Origin of the sequence: Nonomuraea maheshkhaliensis (genome assembly GCF_039529435.1) — a bacterium.
Classification (GTDB): Bacteria; Actinomycetota; Actinomycetes; order Streptosporangiales; family Streptosporangiaceae; genus Nonomuraea; species Nonomuraea maheshkhaliensis.
This window is the reverse complement of record NZ_BAAAMU010000002.1, coordinates 162,582-180,709: the sequence shown is the minus strand read 5'-3', so window position 1 is coordinate 180,709 and position 18,128 is coordinate 162,582. Positions and strand designations below refer to the sequence as shown.

Below are 18,128 nucleotides of genomic sequence, written 5' to 3'. Positions count from 1 at the left end.
GGGGCCGACGCACCCCATGATCAGCCCGCATTCGGCGCGGAAGGCGACGCGGGTGCAGGAGGCGCCGCCGCCGACGGGGCCGCCCGCATGGGACGGTCCCCCTCCGCCCGCGCGGCAGCCCGTTCAGCGCTCCACCATGGAACGTGTGAAGGAGCTCCCCGCCAAGGTCAGCATCCGGTGGCGGCTGACGATCACCTACGGCGCGCTCGTGTTCGGGGCCGGGGCAGTGCTGCTCATCTCGGTCTACGCCATCGTCGGCACGGCCATCAGCACGGCCTGGCCGACGATCGATCTGGGCCTGGGCCCTTACGAGAACGAGCAGTTGCAGAACCGCTGGCGCCAGTTCCAGGAGCTGGCCATCGCCAACGCCCGTGACGGACTGCTCGGCAGCGCGCCCTTGGCACTGGTGGGCGTGGGCATCCTGGCGCTCATCATCGGCTACTTCGTGGCCGACCGGGCGCTCAAGCCCGTCGCGCAGATGACCGCCACCGCCAAGAAGCTCTCGGAGAGCACGCTCGCCCACCAGCGCATCGCCCTGGAGGGCCCGAGCGACGAGCTGAAGGAGCTGGCCGACACCTTCGACGCCATGCTCGCCCGGCTCAACGTCGCCTTCGACACCCAGCGCAGGTTCGTGGCCAACGCCTCTCACGAGTTGCGTACGCCGCTGACCATCAACAGGACGGTCCTGGAGATCGCTCTGTCCGATCCCGAGGCGTCCGAGGACCTGAAAGCGCTCGGGCGTACCCTGCTCGAAGTCAACGCGCGAAACGAGAAGCTCATCGAGGGGCTGCTGCTGCTCGCCAGGAGCGAACGCGAACTCGCGGTGCGTAAACCGCTCGACGTTCAGGAAGTCGCGCAGACGGCCGTGGAACAGGTCACGCCCTTCGCCGAGGAGCACGGCGTAACCATCACCACCGAACTGGTCAGCGCGCCTACCGTGGGCGATCCCGTGCTCCTGGAGCGCTCCGTGAGCAACCTGCTGGAGAACGCGGTCAAGTACAACGTTCCCGAAAACGGAAAAGTATGGATCCGGACGGGAATGGCGGACGGTGCCTTGGTTGTTCAGGTGGCCAACACGGGGCAGCACGTCCCGGCGTACGAGGTGAACAGCCTGTTCGAGCCCTTCAGGAGGCTCCACGCCGACCGCGTGGAATCGGCCAAGGGATCAGGGCTCGGGCTGTCCATCGTCCGTGCGGTGGTACAGGCGCACGGCGGAAATGTGACCGCCGTGCCACGCGATGGTGGAGGACTTGTCGTGACCGTCAGACTGCCGAGGCGCTGACACCCGTGGCGTTCCGGCGCGTTCGTCCGCATGTTGATGCGCGTGTTGAGGCACGGGGGGCGTCTCATTCGCGCCGCACATGTGGTTGGATGTGCCGTCGAACACGGTGGTGCATGACGCCAAGGCTGTGGGTTTCGCCATATTTGGCTAACCATTGCCGTCGGCAGCAGGCCCTGACGTGTTGGGAGGTTCGTTGTTCGTTTCCGCGGGGTACCGATGGGAAATCTCCCCGACGGAACGGGCACAAGATGGGCTTCCCGGACGTTAGAAGACGCGCGATGAGCGCGAAGACATATAGCTGAGGGGGATGGAGTAAGCACAATGGCTACCGACTACGACAGCCCGCGCAAGACAGATGACGACCTGGGGGAGGACAGCCTTCAGGAACTTCAGGCGCGGCGCACGGACAAGTCGTCCGGCAGTATCGACATCGACGAGACCGATCTCGCCGAGTCGCTCGAACTGCCCGGCGCCGACCTGTCCAACGAGGAGCTGTCCCTGCGGGTGATTCCCCGTCAGGCCGACGAGTTCACCTGCTCACGCTGCTTCCTGGTGCACCACCGTAGCCAGCTGGCCTCCGAGAGGAACGGTCAGCAGGTCTGCCGGGAGTGCGCCGCCTGATCATCTGGAGCGAGCGGTCTCGGGGAGATGGCGAGGACCGGTATCGGTTCGTCCCTGAGCGATCGCGACCAAGAGACATGGAGGCATCGCGTGGCCGTACCAGAGAAAGACCGTCAACCAGGCAGTGAGGTCGCCGACCCCGAGAACGAGGTCGGCGAGCTCGTAGGCAGGCTCACCGCGCCAGGTGAGCTCGAACCGGCCGAGCGGCGCAGGCTGCTCGGCCGACTAGCCCGGGCGCTGTCCACCGGGGCCAGGAAGGCCCGGGAGACCGGCGCGGGCCGTGGCCGCTGGCTGGCGGACGTCTTCCTCAACATCGCGCCGCGCATCCCGATCCGGGACCTGCACACCCTCGCCGAGCATCATCACGGCCTGACCGGCGAGGAACTCGCCGACGACCTGGTGCGCACCGCCCAGAAGGCCACGATGACGGTCGGCGCCATCGGCGGAGCACTGGCGGCGGCCGAGTTCGCCGCGCCACCCCTCCTGCTCTCCGCCCCCGCCCAGCTCGTCGCCGAGACCATCGTCGTCGCCGCCATCGAGGTCAAGCTGCTGGCCGAGCTGCACGAGGTCTACGGCGTACGCGTCCAGGGCACCGGCACCCAGCGCGCGGTCGCGTTCACGGCCGCCTGGGCGAAACAGCGCGGCATCGACCCGCTGGCCCCCGCGTCCGTCTCCCTGGCGCTCGGCGCCGCCACCAAGACCGCCCTGCGCAACCGGCTCATGCGCACGCTGGGCCGTCACCTGACCACCTTCGGGCCCTTCCTGACCGGCGCGGTCGCCGGCGGCGCGCTCAACCGCATGGCCACGAAGAAGCTGGGCGAGGCCATCCGCGCCGACCTGCGCGTGAAGCTGCCCCCGGGCGGGGTGGCCGGCGCGGTCGGTTCCGCACCGGCCCGCGACCAGCTCGACGCCTGAACGGCAGGCTAAGCGGCCGGATCGACGCGCAGGCCGCCGAAGGCCATCTTGAGCAGCGCGTCGGCCAGATCATCCGCCGAGGCGCCACGCGCCGGCTGATACCACTCGGTGATCGAGTTGACGCTGCCGAACAGCAGCCGCGTCACCAGCCCGGGATCGACGTCCGCCCTGATGCTGCCCTCCACCGCCGCCTCCGTGACCAGGCCGCTGATGAACCGGTCGAACTCCCGCCGCCGCTCCAGCGCCGCCTGCTCCGTCCCGCTGTTGCCGCGCACCCGCAGCAGCAGCGTCACGTACGGCAGCCGGTCGATGAGCAGGCGCACGCTCTGGCGCACCACCCACTCCAGGCGCTCGATCGCCGCCCCCGAGCAGGCGCGCTCGTCGGCCACCATCTCGAACAGCCCGTCGAGCGCCCGGTCGAGCGCGCGTGACAGCAACTGCTCCTTGCCCGGCACGTGGTAGTAGATGGCCGACTTGGTCACCCCCAGCGCCCTGGCCAGGTCTTCCATGCTGGTGCCGTCGTAGCCGCGCTCGTTGAACACGCCCACGGCCGTGGCCAGCACGGACTCGGGGTCATGGCCCCGCCTGCGCGGCCGGGTGGGGGTCGGAGTGGCCATGTGGCTAAGTATCCCGCTTGTCGATGACTCGTCTGAGCTTGCCCACCGACCGTTCCAGCGTCTCGGGGTCCACCACCTCGACCTCGACGCTCACCCCGACGGTGTCCTTGACCGCCTGGCGCAGCCGTTCGCCCGCCTCGTCCCGCCCGTCGCCGAGCCCGGGGCGCGCCTCGACCCTGACCGTCATCACGTCGAGCCGCCCGGGGCGGGTGAGGTGCAGCTGGAAGTGCGGCGACAGGCCCGCGACGCCCAGCACGACCTCCTCGATCTGGGTCGGGAACACGTTCACGCCCCGCAGGATGATCATGTCGTCTGTACGCCCGGTGACCTTCTCCATCCGCCGGAAGGCCGGCCTGGCGGTGCCGGGCAGCAGCCGGGTCAGGTCGCGCGTACGGTAGCGGATGACCGGCATGGCCTCCTTGGTCAGGCTCGTGAAGACCAGCTCGCCCTCCTCGGCCGGCTCGCCGGTGAGCGGGTCGACGGTCTCGGGGTAGAAGTGGTCCTCCCAGACGTGCAGGCCGTCCTTGCTCTCCACGCACTCGTTCGCCACGCCGGGACCCATCACCTCCGACAGGCCGTAGATGTCGACGGCGTGCAGGTCGAAGCGGTCCTCGATCTCCAGGCGCATCCGCTCGGTCCACGGCTCGGCGCCGAAGATGCCGATGCGCGGCGAGGAGGCCCGCGGGTCCAGGCCCCTGGCGGCGAACTCGTCCAGCAGCGCCAGCATGTACGACGGCGTCATCATCACGATGTCGGGCCGGAAGTCCTCGATCAGCAGCACCTGCCGCTGCGTCATGCCGCCGGAGACGGGCACCACCGTGCAGCCCAGCCGCTCGGCCCCGTAGTGGGCGCCCAGCCCGCCGGTGAACAGGCCGTAGCCGTAGGCGATGTGCACGATGTCGCCGGGCCGCCCGCCGGAGGCGCGGATCGAGCGGGCCATGACCTCCGCCCAGACGTCGAGGTCGTGCTGGGTGTAGCCGACCACGGTCGGCCGGCCGGTGGTGCCGCTGGAGGCGTGCACCCGGGCGACCCGCTCGCGGGGGACGGCGAACATGCCGAACGGGTAGCTGTCGCGCAGGTCCTGTTTCGTGGTGAACGGGAACTTCGCCAGGTCGCCGAGCTCCTTGCAGTCGTTCGGATGCACCCCTGCCTGATCGAACTTGTCCCGATAAAGCGGGACATTGCGGTAGGCGTGGTCGAGGGTGTGCCGCAGCCGTTCGAGCTGGAGCGCCTGCAACTCGTCGCGGGACACCCGCTCGATCGGGTCGAGCTCGTGGGGTGCGGGGGGATCGCCAAGTCTCACTTCAGCTCCCGGCTCCGGCCGCGGAACTCCGCGACCACGTGACCGTCTGGTCGGCGCACGGTGATGTCGTAGATGCCGCTGCGGCCGAAACGGGTGCGCTCGGCCGCCTCGGCCACCAGCACGTCGCCCGCGTGCGCGGGGGAGACGAACGTGATCTCCGCCCCGGCCGCGACCGTGACGGGGCCACGGGTGTTGCACGCGCACGCGAACGCCGTGTCGGCGAGCAGGAACACGTAACCGCCGTGGCAGAGGCCGTGGCCGTTGATCATCCGCTCGGTCACCGGCATGCGGCACACCGCCCGGCCCTCGCCCAGCTCCGTCAGCTCGATGCCCAGGGCGGCGGAGGCGGTGTCGGCGTCCATCATGCGACGCGCGCTCTCCAAGGAAGGTCTCCCTTGTCAACTGACCGAATGTTCGGTAAACAAATCATCGGCGGGACTTCCATGTCAAGAGGGTGAATCCATGAGGGTGGCGGTGATCGGCGGAGGGCGCATGGGCGCCGGGATCGCGCAGGTCTTCCTGGCCGCGGGCGAGCGCGTCACCGTGCGGGAGCCGCAGGCCGAGGCCGCCAGGTGGCGCATCGCCGAAGGGCTGGCCATCGCCGAGTCCAAGGGCGCGGTCGACAAGGCCGAGGCGCTGGCCAGGCTCACCATGGGCCCGGTGCCCGCGGACGCCGACCTGGTCGTCGAGGCGGTGCCCGAGGACGCGGCGCTGAAGGCCGAGGTGCTGGCCGAGGCCGAGGCGGCCGTCCAGGAGGGAGCGCTGCTGGCCACCAACACCAGCTCGCTGTCCGTCGCCGAGCTGGCCGCCGTGCTCGACCGCCCGGAACGTCTGATCGGCCTGCACTTCTTCAACCCCGTCCCGGTGCAGCGCCTGGTCGAGATCGTCGTCACCAAGGCCACGCCGGGTGAGGTCCTGGAGCGGGCCAGAGGCATCGTGGCGGGCATCGGCAAGACGAGTGTCGTGGTGAACGACTCGCCGGGATTCGCCACCAGCCGGCTGGGCGTGCTGCTCGGGCTTGAAGCCATCCGCATGATGGCGGAGGGCGTGGCCTCGGCCGAGGACATCGACACGGCCATGACGCTCGGCTACGGGCATCCGATGGGGCCGCTCAAGCTCACCGACCTGGTCGGTCTCGACGTGCGGCTGGCCATCGCCGAATACCTGCACGCCCGGCTGGGGCCCCGGTTCGAGCCACCGGCGCTGCTGCGGGACAAGGTCGCGGCCGGTGAGCTGGGCCGTAAGAGCGGGAAGGGGTTCTACGAGTGGTGACCGCGTTCCCCATGAGCTGACCCTGGTCCGGGTCGCGCGTGGCCGCGTCACGCCCGAGCGGGAGGAGAAGCGATGGCCAAGCCGTTCGCCTCGTCGGCGGACCTCGGCGAGAAGAGGCAGTCCCTGGAGGTGCTCGCCCCAGGTGTGTACGCGCTCACGGCCGAGGGCGACCCCAACGTGGGCGCGATCGAGGGCGAGGACTTCCTCGTCTGCTTCGAGGCGCTGGCCACGCCGGTGGCCGCCCGCGCCTGGCTGGCCAGGCTGCGCGAGCACACCGGCAAACCGGTCAGATACCTGGTGCTGTCGCACTATCACGCGGTCAGGGTGCTCGGCGCCTCGGCGTTCGACGCCGACGTGATCGTGACGCACGAGAAGACCCGCGAGCTGATCGCCGAGCGCGGCGAGCAGGACTGGGCCAGCGAGTACGCCAGGATGCCCCGCCTGTTCAAGGAGCCCGAGTCCATCCCCGGCCTGACCTGGCCCACGGTGACGTTCAGCGACCGCTTCACCATCGACCTCGGCGGCGGGCGCGGCGACCTGGTGCTGCAGTACTGCGGGCGCGGCCACACCGAGGGCGATCTGGTGGCCTGGCTGCCGCGGCAGCGGATCATGTTCGCCGGCGACCTGGTCGAGTCGCAGGCCGCCCTCTACACCGGCGACGCCTTCCACCGCGACTGGGCCTCCTCGACGCTCGACCGGGTGGCCTCGTTCGGTGCCGAGACGCTGGTCGGCGGCAGAGGCGCGGTGGCGCGGGGTGAGGAGGGCGTGGCCGCGGCCATCGGGCAGACGCGTGACTTCCTCGCCGTGATGCTGCACGAGAGTCGCGCCGCCGGGTCGCTGAAGGAGGCGTTCGAGCGCACCCACCGGGCGCTGGAGCCCCGTTACGGCAAGTGGCCGATCTTCGAGCACTGCCTGCCGTTCAACGTCTCCCGGCTGTGGGACGAGCTGCACGGCGTCGAGCGGCCGCGGATCTGGACCGCGGAGCGCGACCGGCAGGTGTGGGACGAGCTGCAGACTTGACATCCTCCCCCTCCTGAAGAGGGGGGAATCCCATGGTCGCCCATGGGCCTTCCTGCTTCACGGCCGGTCGCCCGCCCGAGAGGAGTCTCGTTGAGGTCTTACACCGGCTCCACAGGCGTTTCAGCTCTCCGCCGGCCCGGCGGCGAGCACATTCCTGGCCGTGTTCACATCCCGGTCATGGGCCGCGCCGCGGGCGCACGCCCATTCCCGGATGGTCAGCGGCAGATTCTCTCGCACGGCGCCGCAGGCCGAGCACAGCTTGCTGGAGGGGAACCAGCGGTTCACCGCCACCAGCGTGCGCCCCTACCAGCGCGCTCTGTACTCCAGCATCGAGCGCAATTGCCGCCAGGCCGCGTCGGAGACGGCGCGGGCCAGGCCGCGGTTCTTGACCAGGTTGCGGACGGTCAGGTCTTCCACGGCGATCGCTTGGTTCTCGCGAACCAGCCGTGTCGTGACCTTGTGCAGATGATCCCTTCTCCGGTCGGTGGCCCGGGCGTACACCCGGGCCACCTTCAGGCGAGCCTTGGCCCGATTGTTCGAGCCTTTCTCCTTGCGGGACTTGAACGCCGGGTACTTGGCGCGCTTGGCGAAGAAGTTCGCGAACCCCGCCTGCGAATGCCGCAACGTCTGCTGCAAGGGCACAGACGACACCTCGCGCAGAAAGGCGAACTCGCCGCTGCGCTTCCACTCCGTGAGCATCGCCGACGACTCCACATGGGAGACCCGCTTGCCCTCCAGAGCGTAAGCGCGGGTGCGCTCTTCGAGGGCTTTGTTGTAGACGAGGCGGACGCAGCCGAACGTCCGGGCAAGCCGCGAGGCTTGCTCGGGGGTCGGGTAGAAGCGGTATCTGTAGGCCCGCTTCGCGATCTGCGCCACGCCTCACAACCTACCGAACGATCAAGGAACATTCGCATGCTTGTTCGATACGGTTGTTCGCCTGGCGGCGAATCACCTGTTCCTGCCCTGCTCCGCAAGAGTCCGATCCGCCCGCCTGAAGGCGGGGCTTTCCTCGGAGGTTTCTGATGAAGGACGCGGCGCAGGTGATCGTCGTCGGCGCGGGCCCGGTCGGGCAGAGCGCCGCGCTGCTGCTGGCCCGCTGGGGCGTCCAGGTGCTGGTGCTCGATCAGCGGCCTGGCCGGGCTAGTGGCGGGTCGAAGTCCATCTGCCAGCAGCGCGACGTGCTCGACATCTGGGCCGCCGCCGGGGCGGGCAAGGTGGCCGAGGAGGGGCTGGCCTGGACCACGGCCCGCACCTACCACCGCGACCGCGAGCTGTTCTCCTGGACGTTCGAGCGCGAGGGGCCGCTGCCGGCCTGCGTCAACATCTCCCAGACCCGCACCGAGCAGATCCTCGACGAGGCCATCGCCGCCCAGCCGCTCATCGAGGTGCGCTGGGACCACGAGGTCACCGGCCTGACCCAGGACTCCTCCGGCGTCACCGTGCGCTGCGGGCAGCGGGTGCTGCGCGCCCCCTACGTGCTGGCCTGCGCCGGAGCCAGGGCGCAGGCGCTGAGGAGCGCGCTCGGGGTCGCCTTCACCGGGGAGACGTACGAGGACCAGTTCCTCATCTGCGACATCAGGGCCGAGCTGCCGGGCTGGGAGAACGAGCGGCGCTTCTACTTCGACCCGATCTGGAACCCGGGCAGGCAGGTGCTCATCCATCCGTGCCCCGGCGGCACGTACCGGATCGACTGGCAGATCGCGCCGGACTTCATCCCGGCCGACGCCGACATCGCGCGCAAGATCCGGCGGATCGTCGGGGATCGCCCGTACGAGCTGCTGTGGCACAGCACCTACCGCTTCCACTCGCGCGTCGCCTCCCGGATGCGCGTCGGCCGGGTGCTCCTGGCGGGCGACTGCGCCCACCTGGTGGCGCCGTTCGGCGCGCGGGGGCTCAACTCCGGCGTGCCCGACGCCGAGAACGCGGCCTGGAAGCTGGCGTTCGTGCTCAACGGGTGGGCGGGGGAGGAGCTGCTGGAGTCGTACCACGTGGAGCGGCACGCGGCGGCGCTGGAGAACCTGGAGGTGACGGCCGCCACGATGCGCTTCCTCGCGCCGGTGAGCGTGGAGGAGCGCATGCGGCGGCGGGCGGCGCTGGAGGGCGGGCGGGTGGCCGAGATCGACTCCGGCCGCTTCGCCGAGCCCTTCTGGTACGCCGACTCGCCGCTCACCACGCCGGAGCCGTCGCGGCCGTTCCTGGGCCGTCCGCCGAAGGGCGCGCTGTGCCCACCCGCGCCGGGCGTGATCGTGCCCGACGTCCTGGTGCCCGGGGGGAGGTTGCGGCAGTTCACGCGGGATGGATTTCTCGTGCTATTGGGCGATATGTGCGATTCGAGTTTGTTTGTGCAGGTCCTGGGCAAGGTCATGAGGGCGCCGCTCGCCGTACGCGGGCTCGCGGAGATGGATGGGACAGGCTCGCTCGCTGAGAGGCTCGGCGCGGGGCCCGATGAGGCATGGCTCATCAGGCCCGACTCCCATATCGCCGCGATCATCCCCCATGCGGGGCCTGAGTCGGTGGCGGCCGCCATGAGCCGCGCGATCGGCGGCTCACCTGACATGTGACCCCCAAGAGGAGGACTGCGTGAGTGGCCGTAGCTCGTTTCTGATCGTGGCGAACCGGTTGCCCGTCGACCGGACGATCGAGCCTGACGGAACGGCCTCGTGGCGCAGGAGCCCCGGAGGACTCGTCACCGCGATAGCCCCGGTGATGCAGCGCCGTCACGGAGCCTGGGCCGGCTGGCACGGAGCACCCGACGAGAAGCTCGCCCCCTTCGAGCAGGACGGCATGAGCCTCATCCCGGTGCCGCTGTCGGCCAGCGAGGTCGAGCTCTACTACGAGGGGTTCTCCAACGCCACCCTGTGGCCGCTCTACCACGACGTGGTGGCCACACCGGTGTTCGACAGGAAGATGTGGGACACCTACCGCATGGTCAACCAGCGCTTCGCCGAGGCCGCCGCGGAGGCGGCCGACGAGGGCGCGGTCGTGTGGGTGCAGGACTACCAGCTCCAGCTCGTGCCCGCCATGCTCCGCCGGCTCCGGCCCGACCTGCGGATCGGCTTCTTCCTGCACATCCCGTTCCCGCCGACGGAGCTGTTCTGGCGGCTGCCGTGGCGCAAGGAGCTGGTCGAAGGGCTGCTCGGCGCCGACCTCGTCGGCTTCCAGTTGCCCGGCGGCGCCTCCAACTTCCGCCGGCTGTGCCGCCGCCTGCTCGGGCTGCCGTACAAGGGGAACGAGATCTTCCTCGACGACCGGATCGTCACCACGCAGGCGTTCCCGATCTCCGTGGACTTCGCGCAGCTCGACTCCCTCGTGCGCGAGCCGCACATCGTGGCGCGGGCCAAGGAGATCAGGATGGAGCTCGGCGACCCCGAGCACGTGCTGCTCGGCGTGGACCGGCTCGACTACACCAAGGGCATCGGGCAGCGGCTGGAGGCGTTCGGCGAGCTGCTCAACGACGGGCGGCTGCGTCCGGGCGAGGCCGTCTTCGTGCAGATCGCCACGCCCAGCAGGGAGCGGGTGGACGAGTACCGGCGGCTGCGCGACGACATCGAGCTGCAGGTGGGCCGGATCAACGGCGAGCACGCCCAGCTCGGCTACCAGCCGGTGTGGTACTTCCACCAGTCCTACAACCACGAGGAACTGGCCGCGCTCTACCTCGCCGCCGACGTCATGGTCGTCACGCCGCTGCGCGACGGGATGAACCTGGTGGCCAAGGAGTACGTCTCCTGCCATCACGATCTGCACGGCGGGCTGGTGCTGAGCGAGTTCACCGGGGCCGCCGACGAGCTGCGGCAGGCGTACCTGGTCAATCCGTACGACGTGGAGGACGTCAAGCGGCAGATGCTGACGGCGATGCGGGCCACGCCGCACGAGCTGGCCCGGCGCATGCGCACGATGCGCCGCCGGGTCGCCACCTACGACGTGGACCGCTGGGCGAGCGAGTTTCTCACTGCTCTGGAGTCACCTGCCGTAGAGCCTTCCACGCGTCGTAGCGCTTCTTGGCGGTCCGGTTGACCACGATCTGCGCCACCGACATGCCCACGCCCATGACGACGGCGTAACCGATCGCCTCGCCCATGCTGACCTCGGGCGATTCCGTGTCGATGGGCGGCTCCTTGCCGGTCGCCTTCTTCCAGGCGAACGCGAGGATCTTCCGCGCGCCCCAAGCGGTCACCAGCCCCACCAGGCCGCCCACGACACGCCAGGCGATATCGGGCTTGTCCTCCGCCATGTCGATCTCCCTTCCCCTTTGTAACGAACACTAGTCTGTACCGCTTGCCGGGCCCGCGAAGCCGTACCATAAGGAGGCATGACTCAACAGCGACTACGCAGTCCCGCCATGCCCCAGAAGCCGACTCTCGACGGCCTGGAGCAGGTATGGGTAGCTCGCTGGGAAGAAGAGGGCACCTACCGCTTCGACCGGTCCAGGCCGCGCGAGCAGGTCTACTCCATCGACACCCCGCCGCCGACGGTCTCCGGCTCGCTGCACGTCGGTCACGTCTTCTCCTTCACCCACACCGACATCATGGCCCGCTACCGGCGGATGATCGGCAAAGCCGTCTTCTACCCCATCGGCTGGGACGACAACGGCCTGCCCACCGAGCGCCGCGTGCAAAACGTCTACGGCGTGCGCTGCGACCCCTCGCTGCCCTACGACCCCGGCTTCACCCCGCCGGACAAACCCGGCAAGCGAGACATCTCCATCTCGCGGCGCAACTTCGTCGAGCTGTGCCAGCAGCTGACCGCCATCGACGAGCAGGCGTTCGAGGAGGTCTGGCGGCGGGTCGGGCTGTCGGTCGACTGGTCGCTGCTCTACACCACGATCAGCGACGAGTCGCGGGCGGTCTCCCAGCGCGCGTTCCTGCGCAACCTGCTGCGCGGCGAGGCCTACCTCGCCGAGGCGCCGACCCTCTGGGACGTCAGCTTCCGCACCGCCGTGGCCCAGGCCGAGCTGGAGGACCGCGAGTGGCCGGGCGCCTTCCACAAGATCTCCTTCTACGGTGAGAAGGGCCCGGTCTTCATCGAGACCACCCGGCCCGAGCTCATCCCCGCCTGCGTGGCGCTGGTCGCCCATCCCGACGACGAGCGCTACCAGGAGCTGTTCGGCACCTCGGTGCTGACGCCGCTGTTCGGGGTCGAGGTGCCGGTGCTGGCCCATCGTCTGGCCGAGCCCGACAAGGGCACCGGCATCGCGATGATCTGCACGTTCGGCGACATCACCGACGTCACGTGGTGGCGCGAGCTGCACCTGCCGACCCGGCCGGTCATCGGCTGGGACGGGCGGCTGCTGCCCGAGCCGCCCGACGGCGTGGAGGCGGAGCCGTACAAGGAGCTGGCCGGCAAGACCGTCCACAGCGCCCGCGAGCGCATCGTGGAGCTGCTGCGCGAGTCCGGTGACCTCGAAGGCGAGCCCCGGCCGGTGCAGCGCACGGTGAAATTTTACGAAAAGGGCGACAAGCCGCTTGAGATCGTCACCACCCGTCAGTGGTACATCCGCAACGGCGGACGGGACGAGGAGCTGCGCAGGCGGCTGCTGGAGCGCGGGCGCGAGCTGACCTGGCACCCGCCGCACATGCGGGTCCGCTACGACAACTGGGTCGAAGGGCTCACCGGCGACTGGCTCATCTCCCGCCAGCGCTTCTTCGGCGTGCCGTTCCCGGTGTGGTATCCGATCGACGAGTCGGGGCAGCCCGTCCACGACGCGCCGATCCTGCCCACCGAGGACATGCTGCCCGTCGAGCCGTCCTCCGACGTGCCCCCGGGCTACACCGAGGACCAGCGCGGCGTGCCCGGCGGCTTCATGGCCGATCCCGACGTCATGGACACCTGGGCCACCTCGTCGCTGACCCCCCAGATCGCCGGCCGCTGGGGCACCGACGACGACCTGTTCGGGCGGGTCTTCCCGGCCGACCTGCGGCCGCAGGCCCACGAGATCATCCGCACCTGGCTGTTCTCGACCGTGGTCAGGGCCCACTACGAGTTCGGCACGCTGCCGTGGAGCGACGTGGCCATCTCGGGGTGGATCCTCGACCCCGACCGCAAGAAGATGTCCAAGTCCAAGGGCAACGTGGTCACCCCGATCGACCTGCTGGAGCAGCACGGCTCCGACGCCGTGCGCTACTGGGCGGCCAACGGGCGCTACGGCGTCGACACCACCTTCGACACCGGGCAGCTCAAGGTCGGGCGGCGGCTGGCCATCAAGATCCTCAACGCGTCGAAGTTCGTGCTCGGGCTGGCCGCGGACGACACGGACGCCGCCGGCGCTGGTGAGGTCACCGAGGCACTGGACCGGTCGATGCTGGCGGCGCTGGCCGACGTCGTCAAGGAGGCGACGGAGGCGTTCGAGGGCTACGACCACACCCGGGCGATCGAGGCGGTCGAACGGTTCTTCTGGGCGTTCTGCGACGACTACCTGGAGCTGGTCAAGGCGCGGGCCTACGAGTCGGGCCCCGCCTCCGCCTCGGCCCACGCGGCGCTGCGGCAGGCCCTCGACGTGCTGCTGCGGCTGTTCGCGCCGTTCCTGCCGTTCGTGACGGAAGAGGTGTGGTCGTGGTGGCGCGACGGCTCCGTCCACCACGCCTCCTGGCCGGTCGTCGAACGCGGCACGGGCGACCCCGCGGTGCTGAGCGTGGCCTCCGAGGTGCTCGGGCAGGTGCGCAAGGCCAAGTCGGAGGCCAAGCAGTCGATGCGGGCCGAGGTCTCGCGGCTGACCGTGTGGGCGCCCGAGGCGGAGCTGGTGCGGCAGGCGCAGGACGATCTGTGCGCGGCGGGGAACGTCGAGGAGTTCGTCCTGGAGCATGGTGAGGCGTTCAAGGTCGAGGTCCACCTGGACTGACCGGTGCGGCCGGGCCGATCGCATCCCGTCGGCCCGGCTCGGGCATCAGAGGTCTTCCGCGCGATGCAAGGCCAGGAACAGCGTGTACGCCTGCCCGTCCGGCGCCGGGACGCGGGCGCGGAAGTCGTCCAGCACCTCGCGCAGCCGCCGGCGTAACTCAGCGTGCCCCTCGGGCGTGAGCCTGAGCGCCAGTCGGTCGAGGTCGCCCTCCTCGACGTGCTCCGACAGCCTCGCCTGCGCCACGAAGGCGTCCAGGAGCTCGGTGTTCGCGCCCGTGACGCCGCCCTCGCGGACGTCCATCTCCCACGACTTGCCGGTGGCCCGGTAGGGGATCTCGGTGGAGCCGCGCGGGCCGGGGCGGCTCGGCCCGGCCACCAGGAAGCCGGTCTCGACCAGCTTGCGTACGTGGTGCAGGGTCGTGGCCGGGTTGGCGTCCAGCAGGCCGGCGATCTCCTTGTTCGTGAGTGCTCGGTCGAGGCAGAGCCGCAGGATGCGCAACCGTACGGAGGAGGCCAGCGCGCGGGCCTCTGCCTCGGTGGCGGGGCGGCGGTGGGTGCCCATGGCAGGTCACCCTATAACCGGTCGGTTCGCGCCGATCAGTGGAGAACGAGACTCCGTCGGCCCGCCGCGCTGTGCCTAGTAGTCGCACACCCCCGTCGGGAAGATCTGCTTCAGGCGGGCCCGCTGGTCCGCCGTGGGCCGCCAGGAGCCGTACAGGCCGCGGGCGATGGCACGGTCGACCGGCTGCAGGCGGCACTTGTAGACGCCGCCCTCGATCGGGCCGCCCGCCACGATCCGCGTGGTCGAGTAGAGGGGGAAGCGCCGGGTGCAGGCGCCGGGGGAGCGGCGGTCGAGCACGCCGTCCCAGACGTTCGGGCCGGCCGCGATCTGGGTGCCGTCGGTGGCGAAGCAGCGGTCCACGGCCTGGGCCGGCTTGTTGCCGACGACCCCGCGGCGCGGATGTCTCCTGATGTTGGCCATCCACTCGTCGATCACCCGCAGCGCCTCGGGCGTCTGGTCGAACGCCGGCCCGTCAGGGCGGGCGTCGGTGAACCAGATGACCTGGTTGCCCGCCTGGCCGTCGTGATCCAGCATGCGCTTCCTGGAGGCGAACGACTGGTGCGCGTTGTGCATGTCGAGCCGGTCCTCCAGATAGTGGCGCCAGTCGATCACCGGAAGGTCGATGTCGCCGCGGAACACCAGGCCGCTGCGCTCCACGTTCCTGATCGCCACAGGGTCGCCGGCGCGCCTCGGGGCCGGGTCGCCGAGGCTCATGTTGCGGGCGCTCCACGGGTCGAGGTCGGCGGGGCAGGCGGAGCGGACGAACGGGCAGCCCTCCTGCACCATGTCGGCCGACTCCTTCCACGAGCCCGCCGCGGCGTTGACGTCCAGGAACTCCTCCGGCGTGACGACGCCGTCCACGAGCGCCTTCAGCCCGTACTGGACGCCCACGTTGTCCCAGGTCGAGCGGGCGTAGCCGGTGGCGTCCACGCCGTAGACGTGCTTGAGGTCGTCCCAGTGGGTCCAGTGCACGGTGTCCTTGACGCCCGGCGGGTCCATCCGCTGCCACTCGGGGTCGTCGTTGGAGGTCCACAGCGGGTTCATGGACAGCGGGGTCAGGCCGCGCCAGCCGTTGACGCACTCGTCGGAGCCGGGCCGGCCGGTGTACGGGTTGGCCACGGTGTCGCTGGCGTTCATGCCGATCAGGGCCGTCCTGTCGTCCCACCTGGCCCAGCGCGGATTGCGGTCCATGTAGCGTTCGAGCAGCTCGCAGTCGCCCACGTGGATGGTCTGGGTGACCATGTCCGGATACGAGTACTGCGGGATGGCGGCGTCGATCACCCGCGTGCCGTGGTTCTGGGCGTACACGTACTGCTGGATCGCGCCGCCCGAGGCGCCGACGCCCACCGTGTAGAGCGGCGGGCCGTGCCGCTCGATGAAGCGCTCCTTGACCATCAAAGCCGTCTCGCCGCCGAGGATCAGGTTGTAGTGGGTGGAGGTACGGGTGCCGGACGAGTGCAGGATCGCGTACCCCTTGCCCAGGCCGTACGGGTCGAGGGCGGAGCCGCCCAGCGTGCCCTGGTCGTGGCCGATCGCGACGCCGCCGTCGAAGCGGTACATCGCCCGGCCGTTCCAGCCGTTCTCCAGCATCGCGATCGAGTAGATGAAGCGGTTGACCACGCCGCGCTCCCGCCTGACCACGAAGTCCACCGTCCGGCCGTCCAGCAGCGTGGTCGTCGCCAGGTCGGCGGGGCGTCCGTCCGGCATCGGCTTGTACGTGCCGTCCGTGGAGCGGTACAGGCGGTCCTCCACGACGGGCGCGAAGCAGTCCCTGCTCCAGCCGCCGCTGACGCGCATGCCCTGGCCGTCCTGGTTGTCCACGACAGGCGGCCCCAGCCCGCTGCGTTCCGTCTTGCATAAGAACGGGTACTGGTGCGGGCCCGAGAAGACCGGCCCCTGGACCGGGTGGTTGCGCACCCGCAGGCTGCGCAGGTGCGGCCAGGCCACCGCGGTGATCGTGTTGTCCCCGTCCCGCAGGCCCGTCACCAGGCCCGTCAGCCCGTCGCCCGTCTGCTCGAAGACCGAGGTGACGTCCTCGCCGTTACGCAGCACCTTGAGTTTCGCGCCGCGGGCATGGCGGACCCTGATCAGGGCGTCGCCGCCGGTGACCTGGTCGGCGGCGCTGGAGAGCACGTCCAGCGCCAGATCGGCGCCGGAGGCGTACGCGGGGGCGGGGGCGGCGAGGAGGGACGCCAGCACGGTGAGGACCACCACAGCCTTCATGAGCACGACGGTGCCACGCACCCCACCCCTTGCCCAGACCCGATCTCACCCGACAAACCGCTCAATCCGAATGGCGGAACCAGGCCGCGCGGTTTACGCTCTGAGCTGCCCGGCCCGTTATCCGCGCGCATCCGGCCTTCGGACATGCCAGTCTTGAACACGTGCTGCCCGACCCACCGACCAAGCTCGTGCCACCCGTCCTGGCCAGGACGGCCGCGTGGTGCGCATGCCTGATCCTCATCGGCGTGGTCGTCAACTACTTCGTCCAGGCCATCGCCGCCCTGTCCTTCGTGGCCCTGCCCGTGGCCATCGCGCTCCTGCTCACGGCCCTGCTGTTCCCGCTGACCAGAAGCCTGCGCGACACGGGCATGCGCCCCATCTACGCCACCTGGATCACCATGCTGGTGGCCCTGGCCGTGCTCACCGGCACGGGGTGGCTGGTCGGCGCGCGGGCCAGCGAGGAGTTCCCCAACCTGGTCAAGCAGGTCCAGCAGACCGCGAGGACCGTGCAGGAGTGGCTGATCACCGGCCCGCTGCACCTTCGGGAAGCGCAGATCACCGACTACGTCGACGAGATCGCGGCCATGGTCAACGCGCAGCGCACGGCCATCACCGGCACCGTGCTGTCCGCCGGCGCCGTGGCCGTCGAGGTGCTGGCGTCGATCGTGCTGCTCCTGTTTGTGACGTTCTTCCTGCTCAAGGACGGCGACCGGATCTGGTCGTGGTTCCTGCGGGCCTTCGGCAGGGTCGCGCCGCGCGTCGACAGGGCGGGCCGGGCCGCGTGGGCCACGCTCTCCCACTACGTCCAGGGCACCGTGGCGGTCGCCGCCGTGCACGGTGTGATCATGGGCATCGTGCTGGCCGGCATGGGGGTGCCGCTGTGGGCGCCGCTGGCCGTGCTGATCTTCTTCGCCAGCTTCATCCCCATCGTCGGCATCTTCTTCGCCGGCACGGTCGCGACCCTGGTCACGCTGGGCGCCAAGGGGCTCGTCTACGCGCTGATCTTCCTCGGCATCCTCGTCGTCGAGCAGCAGCTGGAAAACCACGTGCTGCAGCCGCTGATCGTCGGGCGGGCGCTCAACTTCCATCCGCTGGCGATCATCCTGGTGCTGGCCGTGGGCGGCATCCTGGCCGGCATCGCGGGCGCCGCCGTGGCCGTCCCGGTGGCGGCGGTGATCTACCGGGCGCTGCCCGAGCTGAGACACAAACCCCGCGCGCTGCTGCCGGGCCCCGACGACCACCCACCAGACGGCCCCCCGCCCCCCGCTCCTCCTGGCGACGGCCCGGGGCCGGGCGGTGAGGGCCCGGGGGCACCCGGCGAAGGCCCGGGGGCACGCGGCGAGGAACGCCTGTGGCGCCACGAGCATCGCCCGCCGCAGGGCGGCCGCCCGTCACGGGAGGAAGACCCACCGACCCGTGACGCCGACAGCGCCTCGTAGTGGACGGAGGGCCAGGCGACACGGAGTAACCTCGTCACCC

General features: G+C 70.2%; 15 protein-coding genes and 1 pseudogene. 9 read left to right on the top strand and 7 right to left on the bottom strand.

The window, feature by feature from the left end:
- The first annotated feature begins 16 nt into the window (after positions 1-16).
- The 3 genes from ABFX54_RS02570 (at position 17) to ABFX54_RS02560 (ending at position 2,818) form a co-directional block, all read left to right on the top strand.
- The gene (locus ABFX54_RS02570; protein ID WP_428834488.1) at positions 17-1,282 is read left to right on the top strand and encodes a sensor histidine kinase; all 1,266 of its coding nucleotides are present in this window, start codon (positions 17-19) and stop codon (positions 1,280-1,282) included.
- A 321-nt stretch (positions 1,283-1,603) separates the two neighbouring features.
- Entirely contained in the window at positions 1,604-1,903 is a 300-nt protein-coding gene (locus ABFX54_RS02565) for a DUF4193 domain-containing protein (RefSeq protein WP_090929286.1), read from the top strand.
- A 90-nt stretch (positions 1,904-1,993) separates the two neighbouring features.
- Complete coding sequence (locus ABFX54_RS02560) at positions 1,994-2,818, top strand: hypothetical protein (RefSeq protein WP_346101224.1); 825 nt, start codon at positions 1,994-1,996, stop codon at positions 2,816-2,818.
- A gap of 8 nt (positions 2,819-2,826) precedes the next feature.
- Here the strand turns inward: ABFX54_RS02560 and ABFX54_RS02555 are convergent, their stop codons facing one another.
- Genes ABFX54_RS02555 through paaI form a run of 3 tightly spaced genes read right to left on the bottom strand, consistent with a single transcriptional unit; the run spans position 2,827 to position 5,103 of the window.
- A complete protein-coding gene (locus tag ABFX54_RS02555; protein ID WP_346101223.1) occupies positions 2,827-3,435 on the bottom strand; it encodes a TetR/AcrR family transcriptional regulator in 609 nt (202 codons plus the stop codon).
- Between the two features lie 4 nt (positions 3,436-3,439).
- Positions 3,440-4,738, bottom strand: a complete 1,299-nt coding sequence (gene paaK / locus ABFX54_RS02550; protein WP_346101222.1) for a phenylacetate--CoA ligase PaaK — start codon at positions 4,736-4,738, stop codon at positions 3,440-3,442.
- A complete protein-coding gene (gene paaI / locus ABFX54_RS02545) occupies positions 4,735-5,103 on the bottom strand; it encodes a hydroxyphenylacetyl-CoA thioesterase PaaI (RefSeq protein WP_346101301.1) in 369 nt (122 codons plus the stop codon). Before paaI ends, paaK begins: the two co-directional genes overlap by 4 nt.
- Positions 5,104-5,200: 97 nt before the next feature.
- Between paaI and ABFX54_RS02540 the strand changes: the two genes are divergently transcribed.
- Both ABFX54_RS02540 and ABFX54_RS02535 read left to right on the top strand, forming a co-directional pair.
- Positions 5,201-6,010, top strand: coding sequence for a 3-hydroxyacyl-CoA dehydrogenase family protein (locus ABFX54_RS02540; RefSeq protein ID WP_346101221.1), 810 nt, complete (start codon positions 5,201-5,203; stop codon positions 6,008-6,010).
- Between the two features lie 72 nt (positions 6,011-6,082).
- Positions 6,083-7,030: an MBL fold metallo-hydrolase gene (locus tag ABFX54_RS02535; RefSeq protein WP_346101220.1), complete on the top strand. Its 948-nt coding sequence runs from the start codon at positions 6,083-6,085 to the stop codon at positions 7,028-7,030.
- 34 nt (positions 7,031-7,064) lie between these two features.
- On the opposite strand, the pseudogene ABFX54_RS02530 reads toward ABFX54_RS02535, so the two are convergent.
- Positions 7,065-7,906: pseudogene (locus ABFX54_RS02530) on the bottom strand (RNA-guided endonuclease InsQ/TnpB family protein); the annotation flags it as partial.
- 146 nt (positions 7,907-8,052) lie between these two features.
- Between ABFX54_RS02530 and ABFX54_RS02525 the strand changes: the two are divergent.
- Positions 8,053-9,591, top strand: coding sequence for an FAD-dependent oxidoreductase (locus ABFX54_RS02525; RefSeq protein WP_346101219.1), 1,539 nt, complete (start codon positions 8,053-8,055; stop codon positions 9,589-9,591).
- A 19-nt stretch (positions 9,592-9,610) separates the two neighbouring features.
- The gene (locus ABFX54_RS02520) at positions 9,611-11,044 is read left to right on the top strand and encodes an alpha,alpha-trehalose-phosphate synthase (UDP-forming) (RefSeq protein ID WP_346101218.1); all 1,434 of its coding nucleotides are present in this window, start codon (positions 9,611-9,613) and stop codon (positions 11,042-11,044) included.
- Here the strand turns inward: ABFX54_RS02520 and ABFX54_RS02515 are convergent.
- On the bottom strand, positions 10,977-11,261 hold the full coding sequence (locus tag ABFX54_RS02515) for a DUF4235 domain-containing protein (protein ID WP_346101217.1): 285 nt from the start codon (positions 11,259-11,261) through the stop codon (positions 10,977-10,979). The two genes, ABFX54_RS02520 and ABFX54_RS02515, sit on opposite strands and share 68 nt — an antisense overlap.
- A 78-nt stretch (positions 11,262-11,339) precedes the next feature.
- Between ABFX54_RS02515 and valS the strand changes: the two genes are divergently transcribed.
- Positions 11,340-13,865: a valine--tRNA ligase gene (gene valS, locus ABFX54_RS02510; RefSeq protein WP_346101216.1), complete on the top strand. Its 2,526-nt coding sequence runs from the start codon at positions 11,340-11,342 to the stop codon at positions 13,863-13,865.
- A 45-nt stretch (positions 13,866-13,910) separates the two neighbouring features.
- On the opposite strand, the gene ABFX54_RS02505 is transcribed toward valS, so the two are convergent.
- Both ABFX54_RS02505 and ABFX54_RS02500 read right to left on the bottom strand, forming a co-directional pair.
- The gene (locus ABFX54_RS02505) at positions 13,911-14,426 is read right to left on the bottom strand and encodes an ArsR/SmtB family transcription factor (protein ID WP_346101215.1); all 516 of its coding nucleotides are present in this window, start codon (positions 14,424-14,426) and stop codon (positions 13,911-13,913) included.
- 75 nt (positions 14,427-14,501) lie between these two features.
- On the bottom strand, positions 14,502-16,649 hold the full coding sequence (locus ABFX54_RS02500; protein WP_346101214.1) for a DUF6351 family protein: 2,148 nt from the start codon (positions 16,647-16,649) through the stop codon (positions 14,502-14,504).
- A 161-nt stretch (positions 16,650-16,810) separates the two neighbouring features.
- Between ABFX54_RS02500 and ABFX54_RS02495 the strand changes: the two genes are divergently transcribed.
- Complete coding sequence (locus ABFX54_RS02495; protein WP_346101213.1) at positions 16,811-18,088, top strand: AI-2E family transporter; 1,278 nt, start codon at positions 16,811-16,813, stop codon at positions 18,086-18,088.
- Positions 18,089-18,128: the final 40 nt, after the last annotated feature.

Bases quoted from the DNA above. Each gene is read 5' to 3' on its own strand.
- ABFX54_RS02570 (WP_428834488.1), top strand. From the start codon at position 17: ATGATCAGCCCGCATTCGGCGCGGAAGGCGACGCGGGTGCAGGAGGCG.
- valS (WP_346101216.1), top strand. From the start codon at position 11,340: ATGACTCAACAGCGACTACGCAGTCCCGCCATGCCCCAGAAGCCGACT.
- ABFX54_RS02525 (WP_346101219.1), top strand. From the start codon at position 8,053: ATGAAGGACGCGGCGCAGGTGATCGTCGTCGGCGCGGGCCCGGTCGGG.
- ABFX54_RS02500 (WP_346101214.1), bottom strand. From the start codon at position 16,649: ATGAAGGCTGTGGTGGTCCTCACCGTGCTGGCGTCCCTCCTCGCCGCC.
- ABFX54_RS02535 (WP_346101220.1), top strand. From the start codon at position 6,083: ATGGCCAAGCCGTTCGCCTCGTCGGCGGACCTCGGCGAGAAGAGGCAG.
- ABFX54_RS02565 (WP_090929286.1), top strand. From the start codon at position 1,604: ATGGCTACCGACTACGACAGCCCGCGCAAGACAGATGACGACCTGGGG.
- ABFX54_RS02515 (WP_346101217.1), bottom strand. From the start codon at position 11,261: ATGGCGGAGGACAAGCCCGATATCGCCTGGCGTGTCGTGGGCGGCCTG.
- paaI (WP_346101301.1), bottom strand. From the start codon at position 5,103: ATGATGGACGCCGACACCGCCTCCGCCGCCCTGGGCATCGAGCTGACG.
- ABFX54_RS02540 (WP_346101221.1), top strand. From the start codon at position 5,201: ATGAGGGTGGCGGTGATCGGCGGAGGGCGCATGGGCGCCGGGATCGCG.
- ABFX54_RS02505 (WP_346101215.1), bottom strand. From the start codon at position 14,426: ATGGGCACCCACCGCCGCCCCGCCACCGAGGCAGAGGCCCGCGCGCTG.
- ABFX54_RS02555 (WP_346101223.1), bottom strand. From the start codon at position 3,435: ATGGCCACTCCGACCCCCACCCGGCCGCGCAGGCGGGGCCATGACCCC.